Raw genomic sequence first — 11,859 nt, 5'->3', positions numbered from 1 at the left:
CAGTAAACATATATGATTAGTGACATTAAGCTATTGTAATTTTCTTTTTTACACCTTAATATAATTTGATTATTGTGGTATTATTAAATAATAATATATGGGTATATAATAAGATATATAAATATATAATATTGAAAAATATAGGAGTGATAAACTTGGACAAAAGATTAATAATTATAGATGGAAACTCGATAATAAATAGAGCATTTTATGCATTGCCAGATATGACAAATAGTGAAGGATTACATACTAATGCCATATATGGTTTTACTAGAATGTTATTTAAAATAATAGATGACTATAAGCCAACTCACATAAGTGTAGCTTTCGATATGAAAGCACCAACATTTAGGCATAAAGAATTTGCCGAGTACAAAGCAGGAAGAAAGAAAATGCCAGGTGAACTTGGTCAACAATTACAACCTTTAAAAGAATTATTAGATAAGTTTGACATACATAGAATGGAAATGGCAGGATATGAGGCTGACGATTTAATTGGTACAGTTTCAAAAATGGGAGAAGACAACGGCTTTAAAGTTTATATAGTTACAGGAGATAAGGATGCTATACAATTAGCATCAGACAAAATTACTACTCTGATAACTAAAAAAGGTGTAGGGGAAGTGGAAGAATATAACTATGATTCAGTTATAGAAAGATATGAAATGACTCCAACACAATTTATAGACCTAAAAGGACTAATGGGAGATAAATCAGATAATATACCAGGAGTTCCTGGAATAGGAGAAAAAACAGGGATAAAACTTATAAAGGAATTTTCTTCAGTAGAAAACTTAATAGAAAACACTGAACAACTAAAGGGAAGCGTTAAGAAAAAGATAGAAGAAAATAAAGAGCAAGCTATATTTAGTAAAAAACTAGCTACAATTATGAGAGATGTACCTATTGAAATAAGTTTAGAGGAATTAGCTTACGGAGATTATGATAAAAATGCAGTAATAGAGGAATTCAAAAAGTTTGGATTTAACACATTAATAAAGCAAGTTCTATCTATGGATTCAGGTAGTGAAGAGTGTTCAGTGGAAGAAAAGATAGAATTAAACATTGTTCCTTTAGAAAATGTAGAAGAGTTAAAAAGAGAAGTAGAAAAAACTAATAAATTATTTATAAAAACTGTAAAAAAAGTAGGAAACATATTAGATAAAAATATTTTATATGTATTTATAAGTACAAATGGAGAAGATATTTACTATTTAAGTGATGAAAAATTGGAATTAATAAAAGATCTTCTTATAAATGAAGAAATCAAGAAAATCGGCTACAATTTAAAAGATGATTACTTATCATTAAAATCATACAATATAAATATGAACAATATATTCTTCGATATAGCTATAGGTGAGTATTTAATAGATTCAAAATCATCAACTTCTTATGAATGTAGTGATATAGCAATGAAATATTTAACTAAAAAGATTAAATCAGAAGAAGAGATACTAGGTAAAGGTGCTAAAGCTAAGAAATTCCAAGACTTAGATATAGAAGAGTTGAGCACATATTTCGGAGAAATAATAAATATAGTTTATAATGTATACCCAATTATGGAAAAAGCATTTAAAGATATGGATATGGAATACTTATTCTATGATGTGGAAATGCCGTTAGTAGAAGTATTAGGATCTATGGAATACTGTGGTATGGCAGTGGACAAGAATCAACTTAATGAACTGGGAGATAAGTTCAAAAGTATAATTGCAAACTTAGAAGAAGAAATTTTCTCAATGGCAGGGGAAAAGTTTAATATAAATTCTCCAAAACAATTGGGAGTTATATTATTTGAAAAACTTGAACTTCCAGTAGTTAAGAAAACTAAAACTGGATACTCAACTAATGCGGATGTATTAGAAAAACTTAGAGATAAACATGAGATAATAGACAAGATTACTGAATATAGACAAATAGTTAAGTTAAACTCAACATATGTGGAAGGATTAAGTAACATAATCAACCCTATAAGTGGTAGAATTCATTCTTCATTTAATCAAACAATAACTACTACAGGAAGAATATCTTCTACTGAACCAAATTTACAAAACATACCTGTTAAAACTGAAATGGGTAGAGAAATAAGAAAAGTATTTATTGCAGATAATCACTGTAAATTAGTAGATGCAGATTACTCTCAAGTAGAGCTTAGAGTATTAGCTCATATGAGTGGAGATGAGCATATGATAGAAGCTTTCCAAAATGATATAGATATTCACTCAAAGACAGCATCTCAAATATTTGACGTGGATGTAAATGAAGTTAACTCAAAGCAAAGAAGTGAAGCTAAAGCTATAAACTTTGGTATAGTATATGGAAAAACTGATTTTGGTTTATCTCAAGATTTAAATATACCAGTGCCACAGGCTAAAGCTTATATAGAAAGTTATTTTGCAAATTATGACAAAATTAAAGTATTTATGGATGATGCAATAAAAAATGCAACAGACAATGGATATGCTTTAACTATTTTCAATAGAAGAAGATATATACCAGAAATAAATTCAAGTAATTTTATGGTTAGAAATCAAGGAAAGAGATTCGCTATGAATGCTCCTATCCAAGGAAGTGCAGCTGATATTATAAAAATAGCTATGGTAAATGTCTATAATAGATTAAAAGATGAGCAACTTAAATCAAAACTAATATTACAAGTACACGATGAGCTTATTGTTGAAGCTGTAGATGAAGAGATAGAAGATGTATGTAAAATAGTAAAAGAAGAAATGGAATCAGCAGTTAATTTACAAGTACACTTGGATGTAGATTTAAATGTTGGAGATTCATGGTATGAAACTAAGTAGGTGAAATTATGCTTATTTTGGGATTGACTGGAAATATTGGTTGTGGAAAAAGTAGTTTATCAACAATATTTAGTGAAGAAAATATAGATATAGTCGATGCAGATATTATTGCGCGACAAATTTATGATGATGAAAAATTACTCCAAAAAGTATATTATACTTTTGGAACTGATATAAAAAATGAAGATGGTTCTTTGAATAGAAAAGCTTTAGGAAGAATAGTTTTCAATGATGATGAAAAACTAATTCAGCTTAATAAGCTAACTCATCCGATCATAAGGCAAAATGTAAGTGATCAGATTGATGAGTATAAAAAGCAAAATAAAGAAATAGTAGTATTAGATGCCGCATTACTTATTGAATCAGATTATTTAAATTTTATTGATAAATTACTAGTAGTTACTTGTAATGAAGACATACAAATTGAAAGAATAAAAAAAAGAGATAATTGTTCTACTGAGGAAGCACTTAGTAGAATAAAATCTCAAATGAGTCAAGAAAATAAAGTAAAATATGCAGATTATGTAATAGATAATTCGGGTACAATTGACGAGTTAAAAAACAAGGCTTTTATATTTTTGAATTATATAAAGGAGAAGTGGAGTGTATAAGAAAAGTATTTTAATCTTATCTGTTATTATAATCTTAGGCGGAACAATTTATTTAGAAGGTGGTAGAATAAAAACTTTACTCTACCCTAAAAAGTACTCTGCATATGTAGAAAAATATGCAGAGGAATATAATCTAGATGAAAATTTAGTTTATAGTATTATAAAAGCAGAAAGTAAATTTAATGAAAAAGCATTATCACGCAGAGGTGCAAAAGGTTTGATGCAAATTGCGGATATTACAAGAGATTGGGCAATAGAAGAATTAGAGCTAAATGATGATATAGATATATATGATCCGGAAACTAACATAAGAGTAGGTTGTTGGTATCTGAACACTTTATATAAAGAGTTCGGAAAAACAGAGTTAGTTATTGCAGCATATAATGGTGGTTCTGGAAATGTGAAAAAATGGTTGGGTGATGAAGAATATAGTAATGATGGAGAAAACTTACATACAATACCTTTTTTAGAAACAGATAGATATATAACAAAAGTAAAGAAATATTATGAACAATATAATATGTTATACAGCGAGGAAGGAAGGAACTAATGAAGAAAAAATTAATAAAACTTCTAGCAATAGTTTTAACCATAGTTCTGGGAACTGTAGGATGTGCCAAAGAAAATAAAAATGAAGATAGTAATGAAGAAATAAACGAGTATAATATTCAAGAGTCAAATTATATTCACTTAACAATGTTATTTCCAAAGACTATAAATCCTATATTAAACAGAGATAAATCAGTGGGTTATATAATGAATTTAATTTATGATGGTTTATTCGAAATTGATGAAAACTATAACGTTGAACCAAGACTAGTTGAAACGTATACAAAGTCTTCAGATGGTAAAAGTATAAATATTAAATTAAAGTCAGATGCCACTTGGCATAATAATAAAGAACTAACATCTAGTGATGTTAATTTTACTGTAGACTTAATTAAAAAAATTAAAGATAATCCTTATTCAGACTTAGTTGGAAATATTAAATCTATACAAATAAATGATAGTAAGAATTTTACCATTAATTTGAATGAGAATGATCCTTTTATAATAGAAAAGTTGACATTTCCAATTGTTTCAAAGGATAAATTAAGTAGCTTAAAAACTGATGAAGTAAATAAGTATAAGAATAATCTTTTAGGTAATGGACCTTATAAAATAAAAGAGTATGTAGATAGACAATACATGATACTTGAAAGAAATGAAAAGTACTTTGGAGATTTACCAGAGAATAGAAAAGAAATTTTTGTGAAAATGGTACCTGATAAGGAATCACAAACGGAGATGGTACTTTCATTAGATAGTGATATTGCTAGTGTAACTTTATCAGAATTAAGTAAGTTTGAGAAGAAAAAAGAGTTTAATATAACTAATTATGAAGGTAGAAATTATGAGATGGTTATATTCAATTATGATAATGAGTTTTTGAATGATGTTAATTTTAGAAAGGCTATAATATCAGCAATAGATAGAAAACAACTTTTAAAAGAAGCTTATGTAGATAACGCAACTTTATCACATTTTCCTCTTAATACAACAAGTAAATACTATAATAAAGATATTAAAGATTTAGATTATAATAAAGAAAATGCAATAAAGTATTTAACAGAGGCACTAAAATCAGTAAATGAGTCTTTAGAATCACAAAAACAAACTGATGCTAGTAAACAGAGTTCACAAGATTTACAAGGAATAATAGAGGATAATTCTACTGGTATTTCTTCTAATTCAGAACTTTCAAGAAAAGACATGAAAGAAATGCTAAAGCAAATAGAGTTAAATATAGTAGTTTCAGCTGAAAATGGTGAGAGAATAAAAGTAGCTAATACTATAAAACAAAACTTATCATCAATAGGAATTAAAAGTGTTGTAAAAGAACTAAATGAGAAAGATTTAGCTAAAGCGCTTAATTCTAAAGAATATGATTTAGCAGTGGTTGGATATTCATTATCAAGCATTCCTGATGCTAGAGGAATATTAGAATCATGTAATATAAAGGATAAACAATTTTTAACTTATATTAAATCTTTAGGAAATTCTAAATCAGAGGATGAAACTAAAAAAGTATATGATCAAATTCAAAAATATGTGGTTGAAAAAGGATTATTTATATCTTTAGGGATATTAGATAATTTTATAGTATCTAATAAAAGACTTGAAGGAAAAATTTATCCAAATGATTTTGATATTTATAAAGGAATTTCAAATTTACAAATGAGTAAATAAGCGAATTTACTAATAGGAGGAATAACTACATGAAAAGAAAGTTATCTATTGAAGGGATGAAATGCAGCCATTGTGTTGGCAACTTAACAGATGTTCTAACAGAGGATATTGAAGGTGTAGAAGTTTTAGAAGTTAATCTAGATGGAAAATATGCTATCGTTGATATGGATGATAGTGTAGATATTGATAAAGTTAAAGCATTAATAGAAGATCTAGGTTTTAACTTAATAGGTGTAGAATAAAATTCAAACTAAATAATCTAAATTAATTAGTATAAATCAACTTATATTTAATTAAAGTAAAAAAAGGAATATTTTTATAATATTCCTTTTTTCTATTTTTAAAAATCTATAAAATTGTATTTGAAAGATAAGTAATTTATAATAGATATAAATTTAAAAATAGATTTAGGAGTGGTAATATGGGAAATACAAATCTAGATTGGGAGAACTTAGGGTTTGATTATAGACAAACCGCTAAAAGATATGTATCTAATTATGAGCATGGTACTTGGGATGAAGGTGTTTTAACAGAGGATTCTAATGTGGTAATTAATGAATGTGCAGGGGTTTTACAATATGCACAAACTTGTTTTGAAGGATTAAAAGCTTATAGAACAGAAGATGGTAAAGTAGTTATATTTAGACCAGATCTTAATGCTGAGCGTTTAGCAGATTCAGCAACAAGATTATATATGCCGGTAGTTTCAGAAGAGAAATTCTTAGATGCAGTAGAGAAAACTGTTTTAGCAAATATTGATTTTGTTCCGCCATATGGTAGTGGAGGAACATTATACATAAGACCATATATATTTGGAAGTGGTGCAGTAATAGGTGTAAAACCAGATACTAAATTCCAGTTTAGAGTATTTACAACACCTGTTGGACCATACTTCAAAGGTGGGGTTAAGCCACTTAGTATATGTGTAAGTGATTTTGATAGAGCAGCACCGCATGGTACAGGTCACGTTAAAGCTGGACTTAACTATGCAATGAGTTTACATGCTCTTCAGGTTGCTCATGAAAATGGATTTGATGAAAATATGTATTTAGACGCAGCAACAAGAACAAAGGTAGAAGAAACAGGTGGAGCAAACTTTATATTTGTAACAAAAGATAATAAAATAGTTACACCTAAATCTGATACTATACTTCCATCAATAACTCGTCGTTCTTTAATGTATGTTGCTAAAGAATATCTTGGACTAGAAGTAGAAGAGAGAGAAGTACATGTTGAAGAATTAAAAGATTTTGTAGAATGTGCATTATGTGGAACTGCAGCTGTTTTATCGCCAGTTGGAAAAGTCACTAACAAAGATGAAGTAATATGTTTTGCGAATGGTACAACTGAAATGGGGCCAATTTGTAAAAAATTATATGACACATTAACGGGAATACAAATGGGTAAAATAGAAGCTCCAGAAGGTTGGATAAGAGTAATAGCAGATACAACAGCTAAAGTTAGTGAATAGAAAATAATTTAAGATACCTAGAGAATTTCTCTAGGTATTTTTTTGTACAAAATAGTAGGTTAGAAATTATTTAATGATTTACTTGTAACTTATGTATAAAAAACTATACCTTAGGCAGAGTTATTGATATTATATTCTTTAAGAATATATAATGAAAATAAGTAAGGGGAGAGAAAATTATAGATGATTAAAATAGCTATTTGTGATGATGATTTAATCACTCTTAATCATACAAAAGAAATAATAGAAAATTACAAAAAAAAAGATTTGCAAGTATACTCATATAAAAGTGGAGAAGGACTATTAAATAGTGAAGATAAGTTTGACATTATATTTTTAGATATAGATATGGATGGAATTAATGGTATAGAAGCAGCTAAAAGAATTAGAGTATATGATAAGAAAGTAAAAATAATTTATGTTACAAACTATACAGATTATACATCTTCTGCATTTAGTGTTCACGCTTTTGGATATTTGGTAAAACCAATTAAAGAATCAGATCTTCATGATCAACTCGATGAAGCTTTATTATATATGAAAGAAGATGAGGAATGCGTTGTAGAGTTCATTACTGAAGAGGGGGTAGTAAGAATAGACATAAAGAAAATATATTACTTTGAATATGTAGCTAGAAAGATATCTATGAAAACAAGCGAAAAAACTTATATAATAAGAGAAAAAATTTCGGTTATAAATGACAAAATGAAAGAATTTGGTTTTGAAATGCCACATAAAAGCTTTGTGGTGAATTTGTATAATGTAAAATCTGTCAAAGGTTATGATGTATATATGATGGATGAAAGTATAGTGCCTTTATCCCAGAAGAAATCAAGTGAATTTAGAAGTGCTCTCAATGTTTATCTTGGTAATCATATTGAGAAACAGATAAGGGGGTAATTGAGATTAATAATTATATTGATATAGTTGCATACTTAATATTACCGATTATAGGAAATATGTTTATTGTTTATGCTTGCTTTGATTTTATGAAAAAAGTAGATAGGAATATATACAGAAAAAATATAATTTATATATCATCATTTCTATTGTTTAACATTGTATTAGTATTGGCTTCCATGTCAGGGAGTTTTATAATCAATACGATTACTTTTCTGAGTGGAATATTGTTAATAGGTTATTTTCTTTATAATAATTCAAAGCTCTATTTATTATATTACTGTATATTTGCACTTTGTTTTCTTTTTGTAGATTTACTAGTTAGTTATTTTATATCCTTTGCAATAACTTATGGAAAAATTTATTTTGCAAGTTTAGCTTATTTACAAATAACAGTTATATTTTTACTTAGGATTATAGAATATGTTTACATAAAGCTTTTTACAAATTTTATAAATAGACGTGAGGCAAAAGTTATAAATAAACTTCAAAGTTTCACATTTTTAGTTATCCCTTTATTTAGTGTAATTTATATACTTACCTTAGTTTATTTATTACAGTTATATGCAGGTTTTGAAGAAAGTATTTTATTGCTTGTAAACGTGATTTTGGTATTGATTTTAAATATATATGTTACTCATATTTTTGATGCTATATCAAAGAATAATACTTTGAAAAATGAAGTTAAACTGTACCATCAGCAAAGTGAATTGCAGCACAAGTATTATGATAATTTGGAAAGTAAGTACAAAGAATCTAGGAAGCTAATTCACGATATAAGAAATCACTTACAATCCATAGAAAGGTTATATGAAAATAAAGAACAAGATTTGGCTAAAAAGTATACAACAGATGTTCATTTAATGCTTAATGAATTAAATCAAAAATATTATACAAGTAATAGGATATTAAATATTATATTAAATGATAAATATCAAATCATAAAAAGCACTAATATAAGTTTTGATTGTAAAATAGGGGACATAAATCTTGATTTTATGAGAGAAATAGACATAACTACAATATTTGCAAATCTTTTAGACAATTCTATTGAAGCTGCGAAGAAAGTAGAAGACAACCGATATATAAAGTTTCATCTTAATAAATTTAATGATTTTATAGTCATAAATATAATAAACTCCATGAAAGATAAACCAATTATGAAAAATAAAAAAATTAAAAGTACTAAGGTTAATCATGAAGGGTTGGGGATTGAAAATATAAGAAAAACTTTAGAAAAATATGAAGGAAGTTTAGGTATTGATTTTGATGATTATGAATTTAAAGTTAATATTGTAATTCCAAATTAAAAATTGGGAAGTGGGAAAATGATTGAAATAGGGATAAAAATAGGGTTAATATTAAGTGCTGTTATAGCCTTTGTAATTCCGTTATTAATGCTTTTTTACTATATATTTAACAAAAAAGAAATGTTAAAACCTTTTATAGTGGGTGTTTCAGTATTCTTTATATCTCAAATATTATTAAGGCTACCTTTATTAACATATGTTTTAGCAAATCAAAATTGGTACATGAAGTTAAGTTTAAATCCTTATTTATATAGTATTTTTTTAGGGTTGACAGCAGGAATTTTTGAAGAAGTTGGAAGGTATATAGGATTTAAGTATTTCTTGAAAAATAATAAAAAATACAACGATGGACTAAGCTTTGGTTTTGGACACTGGGGTGTAGAAGCATTTATAATAGTAGGAATTAATGCAGTAGTACTTTTATTTAGTCCTAATTTAATAGAACTCTCAAATATAAGCACAATAAATGCTTTTTTAATGGGACTAGAGAGACTATTTGTACTAAGTGTACATGTAGGTTTTTCAATGATTGTGTTATATGGAATAAGATTAAATAAGATTTCATATTTATTTGTGGCTATTATACTTCATGGCATATTAGATGCAGGAGTAGGCATTTTACCACAGTTGTTTAATATGGGAGCAATAAGTATGGAAATATATGTACTTATTTGGAGTTTAGGATTCTTATACTTAATATATAAATTCAAAATGAAATTTAATAAATTAGAAAATAAAACTATGATGGAGGAATAGAAATGAAAAAAATAAAATTATTTTTAATGGTGGCACTAGGTTGTGCAATGTTAGTGGGATGTTCTTCAAAAAAATTAAGTGAAGATTTCAATGAAGAAGAATTAAAAACTACTACAGAAAGTGTTATTCAAATGTTGTGTAATGAAGAATATGACAAAATAAAAGAAATGTCAAGTCAGGAATTTATAGATGCAGGGGTTGCAGACAAAATAAAAGAAGTATGGGAACCTATGGCTAAAGATTTAGGGAAATTTGATTCTTATGATAAAGAGGCAGTAGTGGGAAATGGTGACCAAGCAACAGTTGTAATTATAGCTAAATTTGAAAATGGGAATGTTAAATTTACTATAAGCTACAATAAAGATATGAAACTTACAGGATTTTATATTAAATAAATATAACTAATTTCTATAATATTGAGAATGACCTTAGATTTGTATAAATATAAAATGACGCCCAATAATTAGGATATGTAACTCTAATTATTGGGCGTTGCCTTTGTAATGAAAATTTTAAATTGCTATTTAATCTAGAACATAATTAACTGTATATTTATCTTCATTAGTTAAATAAACTCTATTTACTCTTCTATTTATATTACATAAAACTTCATGATCTATAGTATCAACATTTCCAGAAATATTGCCTATTTTTATACCATCAATATCTCCAATTAGGATAACTTCATCTTCCATATTTACAGTAAGATCATTTGGTATCTCTAACATTGTTTGGTCCATACATATTCTGCCTACTATATTAACTAATCGACCATTCACAAAAGCTTTTGGATTTTTTTGAGTTCTAGGGAAACCATCAGCATAACCAACAGGTATAGTAGCTATTTTAGTATCTTTATCAACTGTGTAAGTACCAGCATAACTAACGCTAGTTCCTTTTTCTATAGTTTTAATATTACTTATCTTACTTTTTAATTCAAGACAAGTTTTTAAATCTATTTTTCTACTAACATCATCTGAAGGATAACACCCATATAAAGAAACTCCTAATCTGACCATATTAAAGTCACAATCTCTTAGATCTAGTATGGCAGCACTATTAGAAACGTGCTTTATAGGAATATTTAAATTTGCAGATTCTAATGCTTTAATAACTTTTTGATATTTTGATATTTGTTTAAAAGTAGCCTCTTTGTTATCCTCATCTGCTTTTGCAAAATGGGTATAAATACCTTCTACTATTATATTTTCAAGAGAGAATATATTTTTTATATCTTTGATAGAATAATCATTTACTAAGAAGCCAATTCTGCTCATACCTGTATCCAATTTAATATGAATATAAGCTTTTTTATTTATTTTTTTAGCTAAATCATTAATATTTTGTGCCATTTCTAGTGAATATACTGTAATTCTTATATTGTTATCTATGGCATAGTGAATTTTACAGTTATCAATATAACCCATACATAAAATAGGTGTTTTTATATTATTTTTAACAAGTTCTAAAGCCTCTTCTAATCTAGCTACAGAAAAGAAATCTACATTTTCTTTTTCTAAGAATTTAGAAACTTCTACAGCACCATGACCATAAGCGTTTGCCTTTACTACGCAGCAAAGGTTTGTACCTTTATTTAATGCTTTTTTTACACTATTTACATTGTATTTGATATTTTGTAAGTTTATTTCTGCCCATGTACTTGAATTTATCATATTTAATTAACCTCTTCATTTAATAAAATTTAATTTAAAGTTAAAATATTTAATTATATTTAAGAATATACTATGAGGAAAATAAAATGTCAATTATAT

General features: G+C 27.0%; 11 protein-coding genes. 10 read left to right on the top strand and 1 reads right to left on the bottom strand.

The window, feature by feature from the left end; genetic code table 11:
* Window positions 1–155: 155 nt before the first annotated feature.
* The 10 genes from polA (at window position 156) to NSA58_RS08835 (ending at window position 10,482) form a co-directional block, all read left to right on the top strand.
* A complete protein-coding gene (gene polA / locus NSA58_RS08880) occupies window positions 156–2,810 on the top strand; it encodes a DNA polymerase I (protein WP_079764668.1) in 2,655 nt (884 codons plus the stop codon).
* A gap of 8 nt (window positions 2,811–2,818) precedes the next feature.
* Window positions 2,819–3,421, top strand: coding sequence for a dephospho-CoA kinase (gene coaE / locus NSA58_RS08875; RefSeq protein WP_079768044.1), 603 nt, complete (start codon window positions 2,819–2,821; stop codon window positions 3,419–3,421).
* On the top strand, window positions 3,414–3,971 hold the full coding sequence (locus NSA58_RS08870; RefSeq protein ID WP_039680214.1) for a lytic transglycosylase domain-containing protein: 558 nt from the start codon (window positions 3,414–3,416) through the stop codon (window positions 3,969–3,971). The genes coaE and NSA58_RS08870 overlap by 8 nt, the downstream gene beginning before the upstream one ends.
* Window positions 3,971–5,650 carry an ABC transporter substrate-binding protein gene (locus NSA58_RS08865; protein ID WP_074079648.1) on the top strand — a complete coding sequence of 560 codons (1,680 nt, stop codon included), beginning with the start codon at window positions 3,971–3,973 and terminating at the stop codon, window positions 5,648–5,650. Before NSA58_RS08870 ends, NSA58_RS08865 begins: the two co-directional genes overlap by 1 nt.
* A 29-nt stretch (window positions 5,651–5,679) precedes the next feature.
* Window positions 5,680–5,892, top strand: a complete 213-nt coding sequence (locus tag NSA58_RS08860) for a heavy-metal-associated domain-containing protein (RefSeq protein ID WP_039680216.1) — start codon at window positions 5,680–5,682, stop codon at window positions 5,890–5,892.
* 179 nt (window positions 5,893–6,071) lie between these two features.
* Window positions 6,072–7,121 carry a branched-chain amino acid aminotransferase gene (locus NSA58_RS08855; protein WP_039680217.1) on the top strand — a complete coding sequence of 350 codons (1,050 nt, stop codon included), beginning with the start codon at window positions 6,072–6,074 and terminating at the stop codon, window positions 7,119–7,121.
* A 183-nt stretch (window positions 7,122–7,304) separates the two neighbouring features.
* Window positions 7,305–8,021, top strand: coding sequence for a LytR/AlgR family response regulator transcription factor (locus NSA58_RS08850; RefSeq protein ID WP_039680218.1), 717 nt, complete (start codon window positions 7,305–7,307; stop codon window positions 8,019–8,021).
* A 227-nt stretch (window positions 8,022–8,248) separates the two neighbouring features.
* Window positions 8,249–9,331: a sensor histidine kinase gene (locus NSA58_RS08845; protein ID WP_257560396.1), complete on the top strand. Its 1,083-nt coding sequence runs from the start codon at window positions 8,249–8,251 to the stop codon at window positions 9,329–9,331.
* Window positions 9,332–9,349: 18 nt separating this feature from the next.
* Entirely contained in the window at window positions 9,350–10,087 is a 738-nt protein-coding gene (locus NSA58_RS08840; protein WP_074079651.1) for a YhfC family intramembrane metalloprotease, read from the top strand.
* 2 nt (window positions 10,088–10,089) lie between these two features.
* A complete protein-coding gene (locus NSA58_RS08835; protein ID WP_039680220.1) occupies window positions 10,090–10,482 on the top strand; it encodes a DUF3887 domain-containing protein in 393 nt (130 codons plus the stop codon).
* Between the two features lie 129 nt (window positions 10,483–10,611).
* Here NSA58_RS08835 and alr read toward each other — a convergent pair whose 3' ends face one another.
* On the bottom strand, window positions 10,612–11,760 hold the full coding sequence (alr, locus tag NSA58_RS08830; protein WP_074079652.1) for an alanine racemase: 1,149 nt from the start codon (window positions 11,758–11,760) through the stop codon (window positions 10,612–10,614).
* Window positions 11,761–11,859: the final 99 nt, after the last annotated feature.

This window comes from Terrisporobacter muris, from assembly GCF_024621905.1.
In the GTDB taxonomy this organism is placed as follows: domain Bacteria; phylum Bacillota; class Clostridia; order Peptostreptococcales; family Peptostreptococcaceae; genus Terrisporobacter; species Terrisporobacter muris.
The sequence above is the reverse complement of the archived record's forward strand: the minus strand, read 5'-3'. Positions and strand labels throughout refer to the sequence as shown.

Bases quoted from the DNA above. Each gene is read 5' to 3' on its own strand.
- coaE (WP_079768044.1), top strand. From the start codon at position 2,819: ATGCTTATTTTGGGATTGACTGGAAATATTGGTTGTGGAAAAAGTAGT.
- NSA58_RS08865 (WP_074079648.1), top strand. From the start codon at position 3,971: ATGAAGAAAAAATTAATAAAACTTCTAGCAATAGTTTTAACCATAGTT.
- NSA58_RS08860 (WP_039680216.1), top strand. From the start codon at position 5,680: ATGAAAAGAAAGTTATCTATTGAAGGGATGAAATGCAGCCATTGTGTT.
- NSA58_RS08855 (WP_039680217.1), top strand. From the start codon at position 6,072: ATGGGAAATACAAATCTAGATTGGGAGAACTTAGGGTTTGATTATAGA.
- NSA58_RS08850 (WP_039680218.1), top strand. From the start codon at position 7,305: ATGATTAAAATAGCTATTTGTGATGATGATTTAATCACTCTTAATCAT.
- NSA58_RS08840 (WP_074079651.1), top strand. From the start codon at position 9,350: ATGATTGAAATAGGGATAAAAATAGGGTTAATATTAAGTGCTGTTATA.
- NSA58_RS08835 (WP_039680220.1), top strand. From the start codon at position 10,090: ATGAAAAAAATAAAATTATTTTTAATGGTGGCACTAGGTTGTGCAATG.
- alr (WP_074079652.1), bottom strand. From the start codon at position 11,760: ATGATAAATTCAAGTACATGGGCAGAAATAAACTTACAAAATATCAAA.